Origin of the sequence: Micromonospora sp. NPDC001898 (assembly GCF_042891255.1) — a bacterium.
Lineage (GTDB): Bacteria > Actinomycetota > Actinomycetes > Mycobacteriales > Micromonosporaceae > Micromonospora.
Genome location: NZ_JBIATC010000006.1, coordinates 1 through 15,430, shown reverse-complemented (window position 1 = coordinate 15,430; position 15,430 = coordinate 1). Strand labels below are relative to the sequence as shown.

The 15,430-nt window shown below is 75.0% G+C and carries 17 protein-coding genes and 1 riboswitch; of the genes, 12 read left to right on the top strand and 5 right to left on the bottom strand.

Annotated elements, in window-relative coordinates; all coding sequences use genetic code 11:
• Positions 1–54: 54 nt before the first annotated feature.
• From ACFYZF_RS15330 to ACFYZF_RS15305, 6 genes are all read left to right on the top strand, one after another.
• A complete protein-coding gene (locus ACFYZF_RS15330; protein WP_387021526.1) occupies positions 55–924 on the top strand; it encodes a type II secretion system F family protein in 870 nt (289 codons plus the stop codon).
• A 29-nt stretch (positions 925–953) separates the two neighbouring features.
• Positions 954–1,157: a hypothetical protein gene (locus tag ACFYZF_RS15325; protein ID WP_387020466.1), complete on the top strand. Its 204-nt coding sequence runs from the start codon at positions 954–956 to the stop codon at positions 1,155–1,157.
• A gap of 158 nt (positions 1,158–1,315) precedes the next feature.
• Positions 1,316–1,726 (top strand): TadE/TadG family type IV pilus assembly protein, encoded by a 411-nt coding sequence (locus ACFYZF_RS15320; protein ID WP_387021523.1) that lies wholly within the window; start codon positions 1,316–1,318, stop codon positions 1,724–1,726.
• 20 nt (positions 1,727–1,746) lie between these two features.
• Complete coding sequence (locus ACFYZF_RS15315; RefSeq protein WP_387021521.1) at positions 1,747–2,247, top strand: TadE/TadG family type IV pilus assembly protein; 501 nt, start codon at positions 1,747–1,749, stop codon at positions 2,245–2,247.
• Positions 2,244–2,675: a pilus assembly protein TadG-related protein gene (locus ACFYZF_RS15310; RefSeq protein ID WP_387020463.1), complete on the top strand. Its 432-nt coding sequence runs from the start codon at positions 2,244–2,246 to the stop codon at positions 2,673–2,675. The genes ACFYZF_RS15315 and ACFYZF_RS15310 overlap by 4 nt, the downstream gene beginning before the upstream one ends.
• Before the next feature lie 16 nt (positions 2,676–2,691).
• Positions 2,692–3,852 carry a LysM peptidoglycan-binding domain-containing protein gene (locus ACFYZF_RS15305; protein ID WP_387020460.1) on the top strand — a complete coding sequence of 387 codons (1,161 nt, stop codon included), beginning with the start codon at positions 2,692–2,694 and terminating at the stop codon, positions 3,850–3,852.
• 154 nt (positions 3,853–4,006) lie between these two features.
• Here the strand turns inward: ACFYZF_RS15305 and ACFYZF_RS15300 are convergent, their stop codons facing one another.
• From ACFYZF_RS15300 to bluB, 3 genes are all read right to left on the bottom strand, one after another.
• Positions 4,007–4,858 (bottom strand): DUF2231 domain-containing protein, encoded by an 852-nt coding sequence (locus tag ACFYZF_RS15300; protein WP_387020457.1) that lies wholly within the window; start codon positions 4,856–4,858, stop codon positions 4,007–4,009.
• A gap of 180 nt (positions 4,859–5,038) precedes the next feature.
• Positions 5,039–5,383 (bottom strand): hypothetical protein, encoded by a 345-nt coding sequence (locus ACFYZF_RS15295; protein WP_387020455.1) that lies wholly within the window; start codon positions 5,381–5,383, stop codon positions 5,039–5,041.
• Positions 5,384–5,451: 68 nt separating this feature from the next.
• Positions 5,452–6,096, bottom strand: coding sequence for a 5,6-dimethylbenzimidazole synthase (gene bluB / locus ACFYZF_RS15290; RefSeq protein ID WP_387020452.1), 645 nt, complete (start codon positions 6,094–6,096; stop codon positions 5,452–5,454).
• A 34-nt stretch (positions 6,097–6,130) separates the two neighbouring features.
• A riboswitch (cobalamin riboswitch) is annotated at positions 6,131–6,330 on the bottom strand.
• Positions 6,331–6,523: 193 nt separating this feature from the next.
• Here bluB and ACFYZF_RS15285 point away from each other — a divergent pair.
• Complete coding sequence (locus ACFYZF_RS15285) at positions 6,524–7,291, top strand: crotonase/enoyl-CoA hydratase family protein (protein WP_387020449.1); 768 nt, start codon at positions 6,524–6,526, stop codon at positions 7,289–7,291.
• A 68-nt stretch (positions 7,292–7,359) separates the two neighbouring features.
• On the opposite strand, the gene ACFYZF_RS15280 is transcribed toward ACFYZF_RS15285, so the two are convergent.
• A complete protein-coding gene (locus ACFYZF_RS15280; protein ID WP_387021518.1) occupies positions 7,360–8,805 on the bottom strand; it encodes a dihydrolipoyl dehydrogenase family protein in 1,446 nt (481 codons plus the stop codon).
• Positions 8,806–8,888: 83 nt separating this feature from the next.
• On the opposite strand from ACFYZF_RS15280, the gene ACFYZF_RS15275 reads away from it, so the two are divergent.
• Positions 8,889–9,953: a serine hydrolase domain-containing protein gene (locus tag ACFYZF_RS15275; protein ID WP_387020446.1), complete on the top strand. Its 1,065-nt coding sequence runs from the start codon at positions 8,889–8,891 to the stop codon at positions 9,951–9,953.
• Between the two features lie 15 nt (positions 9,954–9,968).
• Here ACFYZF_RS15275 and ACFYZF_RS15270 read toward each other — a convergent pair whose 3' ends face one another.
• Positions 9,969–10,892 (bottom strand): phytoene/squalene synthase family protein, encoded by a 924-nt coding sequence (locus tag ACFYZF_RS15270; protein WP_387020443.1) that lies wholly within the window; start codon positions 10,890–10,892, stop codon positions 9,969–9,971.
• A 66-nt stretch (positions 10,893–10,958) separates the two neighbouring features.
• Between ACFYZF_RS15270 and ACFYZF_RS15265 the strand changes: the two genes are divergently transcribed.
• The 4 genes from ACFYZF_RS15265 to ACFYZF_RS15250 all read left to right on the top strand — a co-directional run bounded on the left by ACFYZF_RS15265 (position 10,959) and on the right by ACFYZF_RS15250 (position 15,307).
• Positions 10,959–12,113 carry a polyprenyl synthetase family protein gene (locus ACFYZF_RS15265; RefSeq protein WP_387020441.1) on the top strand — a complete coding sequence of 385 codons (1,155 nt, stop codon included), beginning with the start codon at positions 10,959–10,961 and terminating at the stop codon, positions 12,111–12,113.
• Between the two features lie 28 nt (positions 12,114–12,141).
• Entirely contained in the window at positions 12,142–13,623 is a 1,482-nt protein-coding gene (gene crtI, locus ACFYZF_RS15260; RefSeq protein ID WP_387020439.1) for a phytoene desaturase family protein, read from the top strand.
• Between the two features lie 114 nt (positions 13,624–13,737).
• Positions 13,738–14,358, top strand: a complete 621-nt coding sequence (idi, locus tag ACFYZF_RS15255) for an isopentenyl-diphosphate Delta-isomerase (RefSeq protein WP_387020436.1) — start codon at positions 13,738–13,740, stop codon at positions 14,356–14,358.
• Positions 14,348–15,307 (top strand): MerR family transcriptional regulator, encoded by a 960-nt coding sequence (locus tag ACFYZF_RS15250; RefSeq protein ID WP_387020434.1) that lies wholly within the window; start codon positions 14,348–14,350, stop codon positions 15,305–15,307. Before idi ends, ACFYZF_RS15250 begins: the two co-directional genes overlap by 11 nt.
• Positions 15,308–15,430 lie beyond the last annotated feature (123 nt).

Below are 15,430 nucleotides of genomic sequence, written 5' to 3'. Positions count from 1 at the left end.
CGCGAGGAGTGAGCTTGCGAGCCCCGCAGCCGCGAGCGAGAGGCGGTACCGGTGATCCTCAACTGGCAGCTCACCGTCGCCGTCTGCGGCGGCGCGGCGGTGGGGCTCGGGGTCTTCCTGGTGGTCCGGGAGGCGCTGCCGGCCGCACCGGCGCTCGGCCCCGCGCTGCGCCGGCTGCACCAGCCGCCGGGCACCGGCCGGACCGCCGCGAGCGGTGCGCAACGCCTCGACTGGGTCGGCGGGCTGGCCCGCTGGCTGCGTCCGCCGCACCGGCAGCTCGCCCTGATCGACCGTACCCCGGAGCAGTACGCCCTGTCCCTGCTGCTCTCCGCGCTGGTCGGCCTGGTCACCCCGACCCTGGCCGGTGCGGTGCTCTTCCTCGGCGGGGTGTCCGTGCCGGTGTTCGTACCGCTGCTGGGGAGCCTGGGAATGGCGCTGGTCGCCGCCCTGGTGGCGCACCGCAGCGTGCTGACCCGCGCGGACGCCGCCCGGGACGAGTTCCGCCAGGCTGTCTGCACCTACCTGGACCTGGTGGCGTTGCAGCTCTCCGCCGCGCACGGCCCGGTGCAGGCCCTGGAGCGGGCCGCGGCGGTCTGCGACGGCTGGGTCTTCGACCGGATCCGAGAGTCGCTGCGGATCGCCCAGATGCAGATGCACTCGCCCTGGGACGAGCTGCGGGAGCTGGCCGAGAAGATCGGCATCCCGGAACTGGGCGACGTCGGGGCGATCATGCGCTCCGCCGGCAGCGAGGGCGCGCAGGTACACGAGACGCTGCGCAGCCGCGCCGACTCGCTGCGCGACCAGATCCGCACCGACAACCTAGCCCGGGCCGAGGCGGTCACCAGCCGGCTGGACATCCCCGGCTCGCTGCTGGTCTTCGTGCTGCTCGGCTTCGCCGTCTACCCGTTCCTCGCCCGGTTGTGAAACCCCTCCCCAGTTCGAAGGAGCACGTCATGCACCTCATCGCCTATCTGCACATCGCGTTGACGACGCGACTGACCGAGCTGCGCCGCGACGGCGAGCGCGGCGACAGCCCGGTGCCGACCGCCGTGATCATCGCCGGCCTGGTCACCGTCGCCATGGCGGTCACCGCCCTCGCCCTGACCAAGGCCAACAGCTGGATGAACGCCATCCCGGACGGCGGGTCGAAACCGTGACGGGCCGCCCCGCACGCGCGGACCGGAGCCGGTCGGCACCCGCCGACCGGCCCACCGGCCTGCGCGCGCCGGGGCGGGCGGGCAACGGCGTACGGCGGCGACCGGGCGGGTGGGCACGTGACGGCGTACGGCGGCCACCCGGGGAGGCGTCCTGGGGGCTGCTGGCCGGGGCCCGGCGGAGACTCGCCGACGGCCCGGCCGAGCGGGGCGCCAACCCGGTGGAACTGGCCGTCGTGATGCCGGCGATCCTGGTGCTGCTCTTCGCCTCGATCCAGGCCGCCGCCTGGTTCGTCGCCCGGGCCACCGCGCTGAACGCCGCGCAGAGCGCGGTCAACGCCCAGCGCGTCCTCCAGGCTCCCGCCGGGGCGGGGGAACAGCGGGCGACCGACTTCCTCACCTCGGCCGGTGACTGGCTGGTCGGCTGGGACTCGCCGGGGCCCGACTGCGTCACGGACGCCACCGAGGTGACCTGCACGGTGACCGGCACCGCCCTCTCGGTCGTCCCCTGGGTGAGCTTCCCGGTGCGGCAGACCGCCCACGGCACGGTCGAACGGTGGACGACGGGGTGAGCGACGTGCGGAGACGTGACGTGCCGGCCGACGACCGACGCCGATTCCGGCGCCAACCGCGGCGGGACGAACGGGGTTCGGTCGCCGTCGAGGTGGCCGTGCTCGCCCCGGCGTTCCTCGCGCTGCTCGTGCTGGCCGGCGTGGCCGGGCGTACGGCGATCGCCCAGGAGGCGATCGAGTCGGCGGCGCACGATGCCGCCCGGGCCGCCTCCATCTCCCGGGACGCCGCCACCGCCCGGCGGCAGGCCCTGGCCGCCGCGAGCAACCAGCTCGACTGGCAGCGGGCGAACTGCGCCGGCCAGCCGACGCTCACCTTCAGCGGCTCGGTCGACGGCGATGCGGTCAGCTTCGACGAGGCCTTCGCCAGCGATCCCGGCGAGCCCGCCGCCGTCACCGTGCGGGTGGCCTGCACGGTGACCTTCGCGGACATCGACCTGTCGCTGCTGCCGGCGATGCCGACCAACCGGACGGTCTCGGCCGCCTTCACCTCCCCGCTGGACCGCTACCGGAGCAGGTCGTGACCGCCCGCCGGCTCCACGGTGACGACGGCCGGGTCAGCCTGTTCCTCGCGGCGGGGATGATCGGCGTCCTCGCGATCATCGGGCTTGCCTTCGACGGGGCCGGTCAGCTGCGGTCCATGCAGCGGGCCGACAACCTGGCCGCGGAGGCGGCCCGGACCGGCGGCCAGTCCATCGACCGGGCGAAGGCCATCGAGGGCGGCCCCAAGGTGATCGACCAGGTGGCCGCCAGGGCTGCGGTGAACAGCTACCTCGCCGCGGCGGACGTGACCGCCTCCTCCGTCGAGTTCCCGGTCGTCGGCGGGGAGACCCTCGTCCGGGTGCGCGTCACGGTCACCTACGACCGGTACATGCTCGGCTTCTTTGGCTTCGGCAACACCGTCACCGTCTCCGGTGAGGCCACCGCGCGGGCCCTCACCGAGGACCCGTAGGAAGGGAAGGAACGCCATGGCCGCACCGGGTCGCTCCGCCGCACGGCGGACCGGACAGGTCCTCACCGGGTTCGGCGCGCTGGTCGTGCTGATCGCGGTGCTGGTCGGGGGGCCGGTGGCGCTGATCGCGTTCGCCGGCAACCCGCTCCCCGACCACGTGCCCACCCTCGCCGAGATCGGCGCCACGCTGACCAGCCGGGACGACGGCCAGCTCTTCCTGCGGGCGCTGGCCCTTGTCGGCTGGTTCGGCTGGGCCACCTTCGCCTTCTCGGTGCTCGTGGAGCTGGGCGCGCAGTCGCTGCGCCGGCCGGCACCCCGGCTGCCCGGGATCAGCCGGCAGCAGCGGGCCGCGGCTGCGCTGGTCGGTTCGGTGGCCCTGATCATCGCGGCGAGCCCGGCCGCGGCCAGCGCGGCGACGGTGCTGGCCGGCCCGTACCCGACGGTGGCGCAGCCGGCCGTCGCCGCGGCGGCCCCGGTGGCCCGGCCGGCCAGCGCGACGCTCCCGGTCAGCGCGCGGACGGCGTCGCCGGTCGTGGCCACCACGGCGGCCCAGCTCCCCGAGCCGGTGGAACCGACGATGTACCAGGTGGCGAAGGGCGACTACCTGGGCGAGATCTCCGAGCGCTACCTCGACGACTTCGACCGGTACCGGGACGTGGCGAAGCTGAACCGGCTGCACGACCCCGACCGGATCCGCCCGGGGCAGCTCATCAGGCTGCCCGACGGCGCGGGCGACGCCGGGGCCCGTACGCACGCCACCGGCCGGCTGGTGGTCCGGCCCACGGCCCCCGCCCCCGGCGGCGCGGTCACTCCCCCGTCGGCGACCCCGGTCGCCCCGCCGGCCGCCGAAGCGCCCGCGACCCCGGCGACGACGCCGCCGGCCACCCGCCCGGCACCCGCGCCGCCGGCCAGCCAGCCGTCGGCCGAGTCGACGCGCGGCAGCCAGCAGGTGGCCCAGCCGCCCTCCGGGCCGCAGCCGGCGATGGCCGCCGGGGCGTCCCGGGCGAGCGAGGAGGACCGGGTGAACCGCCCACTCGCGGTCTCGGCGGTGCTCGCCGTGGCCAGCATCGTCGGGGCGCAGATCGGCGCGGTCCTCGGGCTGCGCCGCCGACCGGGCATCGCCCGGGCCGCCGCCGGCGCGCGGGCCCTGGTCTCCGGCCGGCACCGCCGGAGCTGACGCCGGCAGCCCCCACCCCGCCTCCCCTGCGCACGCACTTTCACGGAATGTGTGGCCATGGCGCGCCGTTCCCACACCTTCGGGGGAAGTGCGCGCAGGGCGGGCCCGGCGGGGTGGCGGGAGCGGGGCGACGGGCGGCGCGGGAGCGGAAAGCTCAGGGCAGCCGGGCCTGCAACATCCCGTCGACCACCCGGGTCGGCAGGATCTGCTGGTCGTTCCCGGACGGCCCGTGCATGACCTCGCCGCCGTTGAGCCGGAACGCGCTGCCGTGCCATGGACAGACCACGCAGGCGTGCCCGTCGATCTCGGCGACCTCGCCCTCGCCGAGCGGACCGCCCTGGTGCGGGCAGTGCTCCAGCATCACGGTGACCTCGTCGCCGTGCCGGTAGAGGATGACCGAGACGTCGTCCACCTCGCGGGTGACCAGCTTCCGCTGCGGCAGCCCGGCCAGGTCTACCAGCGGGTGCCAGCCGTCGCTGATCCGGTGCAGCTCGGACACGCTCTGGTTGACCTGGGCCCCCTGCTTGTACGCCAGGTGCCCCCCGACGTACGCCCCCGCGCTCGCCGCGGTCAGCCCGAGGTACGCCAGCGCCCGCCCGGTCCCGTGCCGCCCGCTCAGCCGGGCGGCCAGCGAGCCCGCGTACAGGGCCAGGCCGATGGTGTTGGAGGCGGCGTGCACCAGGCCGACCCGGCGCTGGTCCCGGGTGAGGGCCGCCCAGTCGTTCAGCCCGGCGACCGCCGCCGGGAGGGCGCCGACCGTGCCCAGCCCGACCAGCGTGGTGGCCGCCCGACGCTGACCGGGCATGAGGTCCAGGACGGCGGCGCTGATCCAGGCGCCCACCGGCACCTGCACCAGCGCCGGGTGCAGCGGATGCCCGAGGAAGACGCCGTGCAGCAGGTCGCGCACCCGCTGCGGGCGGATGGTGGCCTGGACGGCGCGCTGCAACCGGTCCCCGACCCGGTCCAGCGCCGAATTCTGTTCGATTCTCGTCAAGAGTGCCCGCATCCCGCCCGACTTCCCGGCAGAAGCGGTCGCAAACCGGTCGGCGGTGACGAGCCCGCCGCCGTACGTGTCGACCGGCAGTCCGGGGACGCGGCCGACACCGCCGCCGCACCCGCACACAGGCCGGGGTGCCGGCGGTGGGGTCCCGCGCCGCCGACCGGCCTGCGGCGCGGGACCCGGCGGCTACTGCCAGGGGCCGCTGCGGCAGATGAACCTACCGGTGTCGCTGTACTGGGTCACGCTGCCGTCGAAGTAGCTGTAGCTGACCCGCACCTGCAGGCCGATGTTGGAGAAGGGGCAGCTGGCGAAGAGGGTCGGTCCGGCGCTCGTGAAGGTCCCGACGCTGCCGGAGTACCAGGTGACCGTCCAGGTCGTCGTGCCGGTGCTGGTGGCGTCGCAGTAGAACTGCGACCCACCGGACTCGCAGAAGGGCGCGGGGGCGCTGGCCAGGGCCGGGGTGGCTACGGCGGCGGTCAGGCCGAGGGTGGTGAGGACGGAGGCAAGCAGGACCCTGACGGTGGCACGCATGAAGATCCTCCCGAACGTAGCGGGTTGAGGACTGAGGGTGAATGCCACGCTATCCCAGCAATCGAGGTTCATGAATCAGCCGTTCGCCGGTCGGTCGCCGCCCAACGGTCGTGGTGCACCGCCTCGGCGAGGGGACGCTTCCGCCGCCACCCGTGCCGTTCCAGGTCCGGCACGGTCGCCAGGTGGGTGACCGGCCCGAGGCAGAGCCACGCCACCGGCCGGATGCCGTCCGGGATGCCGAGCAGCCCGGCCAGGAACGGCTCCCGGTAGAAGGAGACCCAACCGACGCCGAGCCCCTCGGCGGTGGCGGCGAGCCACAGGTTCTGGATGGCCAGGCAGACCGAGTAGAGCCCGGCGTCGGCGATGGCGTGCCGCCCGAGGACGGCCGGGCCACCCCGCGCCGGGTCGTAGGTGACCACGATCGACAGGGTCGACTCCAGCACTCCGTCGATCTTGATCCGGGCGAACCGCTCGGCCGCCTCGCCGTCGAGGGTGGCGGCGAACGTGTCCCGTTCGACCTGGACGTGCTCGTGGAACCGGCGGCGGGTTTCGGTGTCCCGGACCAGGACGAAGTCCCACGGCTGCGAGTATCCGACGCTGGGCGCGGCGTGTGCCGCGTCGAGGATCCGGTGCAGGGTTTCCGCCGGCACCGGCTCCCCGGTGAACTCGGCCCGGACGTCCCGGCGGCGGTGGATGGTGTCGTAGATGTCCACAGGCAGGCTCCCGCTGCGCTCGGCCCACCGCTGCGGTGGGCACCCGACGCGAGGCCGGTCTTCGGACTCCCGGATCGACGCCCGACCGTCCGCCTTCCCAGCCGTGCGGCCAGTGGCTGCGCGTGACGCGCGTGGACGGCGGCTCCCCGGTCACCGCGGCGGGCCCGTGCCGGATTCCCACCGGCTTCCCGATTCTCCCCGCAGCCGCGGGGCACCTCACATGATCGTGCCGCCGCCGATGCTAGCGCCGCGCCCGGTGGCGGCCCGCCCGGCTCCGTCCGTGTGCCATCGGGTGGGCGGGCCGCTACGGTCGATGTCGGGGTGTCCACCACCACCCGAGGGCCGGGCCCGCCGGCCATCTCGGCCCGCACCGCCGGCCCGGCGGCCCGCGGCCGAGGGTCAAGCCGTCCGACCAGGAGGGACGCCGATGGGGGTACGGGTCGAACGCGCCGGGGCCGTGACCACGGTGATCCTGGACCGGCCGGCTGTCCGCAACGCCGTCGACGGGTCGACCGCCCGGGGCCTGGCCGACGCGTTCCGCGCCTTCGATGCCGACCCGGAGGCGGCGGTGGCCGTGCTCTGGGGGGCGGGCGGGACGTTCTGCGCCGGGGCGGACCTGAAGGCGATCGGCACCCCCGGCGGCAATCGGGTCGAGCCCGACGGCGACGGTCCGATGGGCCCGACGCGGATGCGACTGTCCAAGCCGGTGATCGCGGCGATCTCCGGGTACGCCGTGGCCGGCGGGCTGGAGCTGGCCCTCTGGTGCGACCTGCGGGTGGCCGAGTCCGACGCGGTGCTCGGGGTCTTCTGCCGGCGCTGGGGGGTGCCGCTGGTCGACGGGGGGACCTTCCGGCTGCCCAGGCTGATCGGCGAGAGCCGGGCGATGGACCTGGTCCTCACCGGCCGACCGGTGCCGGCCGAGGAGGCGTACGCGATGGGTCTGGTGAACCGGCTGGTCGCGCCGGGTGAGGCCCGGGTGGAGGCCGAGCGGCTGGCCGCCGGGATCGCCCGCCACCCGCAGACCTGCCTGCGCAACGACCGGGCGGCGTTGCTGGCCGGCGCCAACCTGACCGAGCCGGAGGCCTTCGCGGTCGAGCTGGTCCACGGCGCGGAGTCGCTGGCGGCCGACGCGGCGACGGGTGCGGCCCGCTTCGCCGCGGGAGCCGGCCGGCACGGCGCACCCGCGTCTCCCTGACCGTCCGCACCGCACCGCACCGCGCACGATCCCGTGCGCGTCGGACGATCAGGGGACCAGCGGCGGCGCTACCTCAAATTGCGCAGGGCGTCCTCGACGGCGCGGTGAAACGTCGGATACGCGTAGATCATGTTCCGGAGCTGGGTCAGCGGGACCGCCGCGTGCACCGCCACCACCAGGCCCGACAGCACCTCGCCGCCGGCCGGGCCGACCGAGGTCGCGCCGACCAGGACGCCCCGGTCGGCGTCAGCGACCAGCTTGATCAGTCCGTCGGCCCGGTGGATCCAGCCCCGGGTGGACGAGCCGAGCGGGCTCACGCCGACCTGCACGTTGATGCCGCGCTCGCGGGCCTGCCGCTCGGTCAGCCCGACCGCGCCCACCTCGGGGTCGGTGAAGGTGACCCGGGGCAGCGCCCGGTAGTCGGCGTGCGGCACGCCGCCGGCGATCCCGGCCCCGGCCGTGCTCGCCGCTCCGCCGACCGCGCTGGCGGTGCCGCTGGCGTCCGGGCCGGACCGCGCCCGCCGGACGTGGTCGAGCACGTCGGCGACCACGATGGCCGCCTGGTACATGGCGATGTGGGTGAACGCGCCCTCGCCGGTCAGGTCGCCGACCGCCCAGAGGCCCTCGGCGGCGCGCATCCGGTCGTCGACGGCGAGGTACCGCTGGGACGGGTCCACCCCGACGCCGTCCAGCCCCAACTCGTCGAGGTGCGCCCGCCGGCCGGTCACCACCAGCAGCTTCTCGGCGGTGAACTCGACGCCGCCGGCCGCTCCAAGGGTGAACGCCCGCCCGTCGTGGTCGACCCGCTCGGCCTTCACCCCGGTGGAGATCCGCACCCCGTCCGCGCGCAGCGCGGCGGCAGCCACCTCGGACGCCTCGGGCTCCTCGACGGCGAGCACCCGGTCCGCCGCCTCGACCACCGTCACCGCCACCCCGAACCGGGCGAAGACCTGGGCCAGCTCCAGCCCGATCGCGCCGCCGCCGAGCACGAGCAGCGACCCGGGCAGTTCCTCGACCTCGACGGCCTGGTGGTTCGTCCAGTACGGGGTGTCGGCGAGCCCGGCGATCGGTGGCACCGAGGGTCGGGTGCCGGTGCCGAGCACGATCCCGTGCCGGGCCTGGAAGACCTGGTCGCCGACGCGTACCCGGCCGGGGCCGTCGAGCCGGCCGCCGCCGCGCACGAACCGGCCGCCCTTGCCGGTGAACCGTTCCACCGCGACCCGGTCGTCCCAGGTGTCGGTGGCCTCCGCGCGGATCCGCTTCGCCACCGGCGCCCAGTCCGGCTGGACCTGGGCCGTGCCGGCGAACTCGTTGACCCGCCGGGCCTCGGCGACCGCGTTCGCCGCCCGGATCATCATCTTGCTCGGGATGCACCCCCAGTAGGGGCATTCCCCGCCGACGAGGCTCCGCTCGATGCCGACGACGTCGAGGCCCGCCTCGGAGAGGCGCCCGGCCACCTCCTCGCCGCCGACGCCGAGCCCGACCACGACCACGTCCACCAGTTCCGGTTCCACCATGCCGTCAGCATTCCGCACCGCGCCACCGCACCGCATCGGGTCGCCGTGCCAGCGCCTCCGGGTTCCCCTACCGTGGCCGGATGCGCCCACACTTCGGCCCGGTCCGGGACTGCTTCCACGACCTGTTCACCGCCGGCCGGGAGACGGGGGCCGGCCTCGCCGTCTGGTACGACGGCCGGCCGGTCGTCGACCTCGTCGCCGGTGCCGGCCGGCCGGGTCGGCAGTGGGCGCCGGACACCCTGGTCAACGTGTACTCGGTCGGCAAGCCGGTGGCCGCGCTGTGCCTGCTGGCGCTGGTCGACCGGGGCCGGCTCGACCTCGACGACCCGGTCGCCGACCACTGGCCGGGGTTCCGCGCCCCGGCCACCGTCCGGCAGGTGCTCAGCCACACCGCCGGGCTGCCGGCGTTTCCGGTGCCCCGCCCGGCCGGGGCGGTCGCCGACTGGGACCTGCTCTGCGCCGACCTGGCCACCGCCGAGCCGCAGTGGGAGCCGGGGACGGTCGCGGGCGAGCACGCCTGGACGTACGGGCATCTGGTGGGCGAGCTGGTGCGGCGGGTGGACGGGCGGCCGGTGGGCCGGTTCCTGGCCGAGGAGATCGCCGGCCCGTGGCGGCTCGACCTGGCCTTCGGCCTGGGCGCGGCGGACCAGCGGCGGTGCGCCGAACTGTCGTACGCCGATCCGGGCTGGCCGGCCCGGACGCTGGGCGAGTCGGGGTCGCTGCGGGCCCGGGCGCTGGGCAACCCGGCGGGCGGGCTGGACCTGGCGGTGCTGAACAGCCCGCTGTGGCGGGGCGCGGAGGTGCCGGCGGTGAACCTGCACGGCACCGCCGCCGCCCTGGCCCGGCTCTACGCCGGTCTGTTGGCCGGCGGCGTCCTGGACGGGGTGCGCCTGTTCGGCCCGGACCTGGTCACCGAGGCGACCCGGACCCAGTACGACGGCCCGGACCTGGTGTTGGACCGCCGGGCCTGCTGGACGCTGGGCATGCAGCGGGAGCCGGACGGGAGCTGGGGCATGGGCGGGATCGGCGGCAGTAGCGCCTGGGCCGACCCGGAACGGGGCTACACGTTCGCGTACGCCACCGCCCGGCTCGCCGACCACGACCGGGTCGACGAGCTGGTGGAGGCCCTGCACTCCTGCCTGTGACGAGGCGCACCGGGCTCAGGTCCGGCCACCCGCCAGCCCCGGCCCGGGAACCACGACCGGGGTGCCGGCCGGGGTGAGTACGGCCCGCCCGGCTACGGCCATCCGTCGCCGCCGGGGCACCAGCGCCCGCCGGGTGAACACGTCGTAGTCCTGGGCGGCCACCTCGTCGAGGATGCCGCCGTAGAGCACGTACGCGGTCCGCATGCAGGCCTGCGAGGCGGGCGAGAGCAGGGTGACGCCCGGGGCGGCGGCCTCGTAGTGAGCCTGGGCGCGGGTCACCTCGTACTCGATCAGCTCGCGGATCTTCGGGCTGGCGCGACGGCGCGCGGCGGCGGCGTACAGGTCCCCGCGGGTGACGTCGAACTTGGCCAGGTCCTCGTCCGGCAGGTACGTCCGGCCGCGCGTCAGGTCCTCGGCCACGTCCCGGATGAAGTTGGTGAGCTGGAAGGCGAGGCCGAGCTGGCGGGCCGGCTCCCGGGCGGCGGCGGGGTCGGAGCTGCCGAGGATCGGCAGCATCATGGTGCCGATGACGGCGGCCGAGCCCTCCATGTAGTCGAGCAGGTCGCCATAGGTCGGGTACGCGGTGACCGTCAGGTCCATCGCCATGCTGCGCAGAAACGACGCGAAGTCGGACCGGTCGAGGTCGAAGACGGCGATGGTGTGCAGCACGGCGGGCAGCAGCGGGTCGTCGACCGGGGCGCCGTGCAGCCCGGCCAGGAAACGCGCCGACCAGTCGTCGAGCCGGGCGGACCGTTCGGCGGGCGGCAGGTCCTCGGTGCGGTCGACGATCTCGTCGGCGTACCGGGTGAATCCGTACAGGGCGTGCACGTGTCGCCGTTTCCAGGCGGGAAGCAGCCGGGTGGCGAGATAGTAGGTACGGCCATGATGTTTGTGCAGGTCACGGCACCGGCCATAGGCGGCGGCGAGGTCGGTGTCCACTGGCCCTCCTCGGACTATCGACGCAGGAATCGACGCAACTCGCAACCCTAGGGTACGCTCGCCCGCATGGCCAACGACGCAGTTGCGGGCAACACCCTCCGCGTCGCACCGGCACAGCCGGAAGCGACGGACGATCCGGTCCGCAGCGTGCTGGCCGCGTTCGCCAACGACCTGGCCCGGGGGGTGGACAACACCCTCACGACGTTCCTGGCCGCCGAGGTCGCCTCGCTCACCGAGATCGACGCGGAGATGGGCGGCTTCGCCTCGACCGCGCGCGACTGCGTGCTGGCCGGCGGCAAGCGGGTCCGCCCGACCTTCGCGTACTGGGGGTGGCGGGGCGGCGCGGGCGGGGACGAGCCGCTCCATACGGTGCTGCCGGCGCTGGCGGCCCTGGAACTGCTGCACACGTTCGCGCTCGTGCACGACGACGTGATGGACGCCTCCGACACCCGGCGCGGCCGGCCGACCGCGCACCGGGCCGCCGCCGCCCGGCACGTCGCCGCCGGGCACACCGGCGACCCCGACCGGTTCGGCGAGGCGGTGGCCGTGCTCATCGGCGACCTCTGCATGGTCTGGGCCGACCGGCTGATGTCCCGCGCCGCCGTGCCGCCGGCGCGACTGCTCGACGTCCGGCACTGCTACGACCGGATGCGGGTCGAGACGATCGCCGGGCAGTACCTCGACGTCCTGGGCGAGAACGACGCGGCGAACTGGTCGGTGGACCGGGCGCTGCGGGTGGCCCGCTACAAGACGGCCAGCTACACCGTCCAGCGGCCACTGCTCTTCGGCGCCTGCCTGGCCGGCGCCAGCACCGACGCGCCGCTGACCGCCGCGTACACCCGCTACGGCCTGGCCGTCGGCGAGGCGTTCCAGCTCCGCGACGACCTGCTCGGGGTCTACGGCGACCCGGTGGCCACCGGCAAGCCGGCCGGCGACGACCTGCGCACCGGCAAGCCGACCGCGCTGCTGATGTTGGCCCGGCAGTTCGCCACCCCGGCGCAGCGTCGGGCACTGGACCGGGCCGGCGCGGTCACCGGAGCCCGGGAGGTGTCCCGGCTGGCCCAGGTGGTCGTCGACACCGGGGCGGTCGCCAGGGTCGAGCGGATGATCTCCGACCGGGTCGCCGAGGCGCTGGCCGCGCTGGAGACCGCGCCGATCGACGAGACCGCGCGCACCGCGCTGACGGGCCTCGCCACCGCCGCCACCGACCGGCGGGCATGATGGGCGACATTTCGAAGGAGGTGGTCGCGTGCGGACAGTGACGGGACGTACGGACCAGGTCGTGGTCGTCGGCGCCGGGCTCGGCGGGCTGGCCTGCGCGCTGCACCTGGCCGGCGGCGGCCGACAGGTGACGGTGGTCGAGCGGGAGCCGGTGCCGGGCGGCCGGGCCGGGCGGCTCGGCGTCGACGGGTACGAGTTCGACACCGGCCCGACCGTCCTCACCATGCCCGACCTGATCGACGAGGCGCTCGGCGCGGTCGGCGAGGAGTTGGGCGACTGGGTCGAGCTGATGCCGCTGGACCCGGCTTACCGGGCGTACTACCCGGACGGCTCGACGCTGGACGTGATCACCGACACCACCCGGATGGCGGCCGAGATCGCCTCCGTCTGTGGCCCCCGGGAGGCCGACGGGTACCTGCGCTTCGTCGACTACGCCCGGGAGCTGTGGCGGCTGGAGCGGGCGGACTTCATCGAGCGCAACCTCGACGCCCCGACCGACCTGCTCACCGGCAACCTGCTGAAGCTGCTGGCCAACGGCGCGTTCCGCCGGCTCCAGACGAAGATCGGCCAGTTCTTCCGGGACCCGCGCACCCAGCGGATCTTCTCCTTCCAGGCGATGTACGCCGGGCTCGCCCCGCACGACGCGCTGGCCATCTACGCGGTCATCGCGTACCTCGACTCGGTGGCCGGGGTCCACTTCCCACGCGGCGGTATCCACGCGGTCTCCCGGGGGATGGCCGGCGCGGCGGAGAAGCACGGCGTGCAGATCCGGTACGGCACCACGGTGACCCGGGTGCAGACCGCGAACGGCCGGGCGACCGGCGTGCTCACCGCGGACGGCGAGTTCATCCCGGCCGACGTGGTGGTGCTCAACCCCGACCTGCCGGTCGCCTACCGGGACCTGCTTCCCGCTGCCCGGCAGCGCCGGCTCACCTACTCGCCGTCCTGCGTGGTGCTGCACGTCGGCTCGCGGCAGAGTTATGAGAAAATCGCCCACCACAACATCCACTTCGGACGATCCTGGAAGGGCACGTTCGACGAGGTGATCCGGCGAGGGGAGCTGATGACCGACCCGTCGCTGCTGGTCACCAATCCCAGCCGCACCGACCCGTCGGTCGCCCCGGCCGACCGCCACACCTACTACGTGCTCGCCCCGGTGCCCAACCTCGACCGGGCCCCGTTCGACTGGCGCGGTGACCTGACCCGCCGCTACACCGACCAGCTCGTCGGGACGTTGGAGGAGCGCGGGTACGTCGGTTTCGGCGACGGCGTCGAGGTGCTGCGCGCGGTCACCCCGGCCGAGTGGGCCGAGCAGGGCATGGCGGCCGGAACCCCGTTCGCGTCGGCGCACAGCCTCTTCCAGACCGGACCGTTCCGCCCGTCGAACCTGCATCGGACGCTCGACAACGTGGTGTTCGTCGGCTCCGGCACCCAGCCGGGAGTCGGCGTGCCGATGGTCCTGATCTCCGGCAAGCTGGCCGCCGCCCGCATCACAGGCGGTGCCCGGTGAGCGCGAGGAACGCAGCGCAGCGGAGTCCCGCAGTCGCGAACGAAAGGCCGACCCGGTGAGCGCGAGGAACGCAGCGCAGCGGAGTCCCGCAGTCGCGAACGAAAGATCAGCCCGGTGAGCGGCCGGGAGGACCACCTGGTCGAGCTGGTCGACGACGACGGCCGGGCACACGGCGAGGCCTCGGTGGCCGCCGCCCACCAACCGCCGGGCCGGCTGCACCGGGCCTTCTCGGTGCTGCTGGTCGACCCGGACGGCCGGGTGCTGCTGCAACGCCGCGCCGCCGCCAAGACCCGGTTCCCGCTGCGCTGGGCCAACTCGTGCTGCGGCCACCCGGCCCCGGGCGAGTCGCTGGTCGAGGCCGCCAACCGGCGGCTGGGCGAGGAGTTGGGCGCCGGGCCCGTCGACCTCACCGAGGTCGGGGTGTACGTCTACTACGCGGAGGACCCCACCACCGGGCGGGTCGAGTTCGAGTACGACCACGTGCTGCGCGCCGACGTGCCGGCCGACGTGCCCCTGCGTCCCGACCCGGACGAGGTGGCCGAGCTGCGCTGGGTCGACCCGGCGACGCTGGAGACCGACCTGGACGTCGACCCCCGCGCGTACGCGCCCTGGCTGGGTGGGGTGGTGAACCGCCTGCTGCGTACCTCCGGGCCGGCGGCTGGCTCCCCCGGTCCCAGCACGGCCCCGGCCGGCCTTCCGGCGGACGACGCGTCGGAGCGGCCGGGTGGCCGATGAGGCGCTGAGCGCGGGGGCCGTGGCACGCCGACTGGGCGTCGCGGTCACCACGCTGCGCACCTGGCACCAGCGCTACGGACTCGGCCCCAGCCAGCACGTGCCGGGCCACCACCGGCGGTACACGGCAGCCGACCTCGCGCGCCTGGAGACGATGCGCCGGCTGACCGCGGAGGGGATCACCCCGGCCGAGGCGGCCCGATGGGCCCGGCAGGCGCCGACACCGGGGCCGGCCGGCGAGGTGCCCGCCGGTGCCCTCGCCGGGGTCCGCCCGGTCGGGGTCCGCGACGGCGGTGGCCAGGCGATCCCGGTCGGCCGGGCCGGCCCGGCGGCCCGTGGGCTGGCCCGGGCCGCCATGCGCCTGGATTCCGTGGCGATCGGCGAGACGATCGCCCGCGCCCTGGCCGCCGACGGCGTCGTCGCCACCTGGGACAGGCTCCTGCGGCCGGTACTCGTCGGCATCGGCGAGCGGCACGCCGCCACGGCCGGGCTGATCGAGGTGGAACACCTGGTGTCCCGATGCGTCTCCGAGGCGTTCGCCACCGTCCCACGGGTCGGGACGGTCACCGGTCCGGCCCGGATCCTGCTCTCCTGCGCCGACGAGGAGCAGCACACCCTGCCGCTGGAGGCGCTGGCCGCCGCGCTGGCCGAGGCCGGCATGGCGTACCGGATGCTCGGTGCCCGGGTGCCGGCGGCGGCCCTGGTCGAGGCGGTCAACCGCACCGGGCCGGCCGCCGTGGTGGTCTGGTCGCACACCCGGGCCACCGCCGACCCGGCCCAGCTCGCCGTGCTGCTGGCCAGCCCGCGCCGGCCCCTGTTGGTGCTGGCCGCCGGCCCGGGCTGGTGGGCCGACTCCCTGCCGGCCGGCGTGGTCCGCCCGGTCGACCTCGCCGAGACGGTCTCGCTGGCCCTCGCGGTACGCGACTCCCTGGACCGGCCGACAGGAGACTGACCGCACTGCCGTTTTCACGTCTCGTCCACTAAGAGATGTCTCGTAACTTGGCGCCTGGTCCATGGTGGATCATGTGGTGGTGCAGGTGATCTCAGCGGCTCGCCCGGAGTGGATCTTTCCGTT

Coding starts and splice junctions, on each gene's coding strand:
- ACFYZF_RS15275 (WP_387020446.1), top strand. CDS start 8,889: ATGCGCCCACACTTCGGCCCGGTCCGGGACTGCTTCCACGACCTGTTC.
- ACFYZF_RS15300 (WP_387020457.1), bottom strand. CDS start 4,858: ATGCGGGCACTCTTGACGAGAATCGAACAGAATTCGGCGCTGGACCGG.
- ACFYZF_RS15265 (WP_387020441.1), top strand. CDS start 10,959: ATGGCCAACGACGCAGTTGCGGGCAACACCCTCCGCGTCGCACCGGCA.
- ACFYZF_RS15305 (WP_387020460.1), top strand. CDS start 2,692: ATGGCCGCACCGGGTCGCTCCGCCGCACGGCGGACCGGACAGGTCCTC.
- ACFYZF_RS15285 (WP_387020449.1), top strand. CDS start 6,524: ATGGGGGTACGGGTCGAACGCGCCGGGGCCGTGACCACGGTGATCCTG.
- ACFYZF_RS15325 (WP_387020466.1), top strand. CDS start 954: ATGCACCTCATCGCCTATCTGCACATCGCGTTGACGACGCGACTGACC.
- ACFYZF_RS15295 (WP_387020455.1), bottom strand. CDS start 5,383: ATGCGTGCCACCGTCAGGGTCCTGCTTGCCTCCGTCCTCACCACCCTC.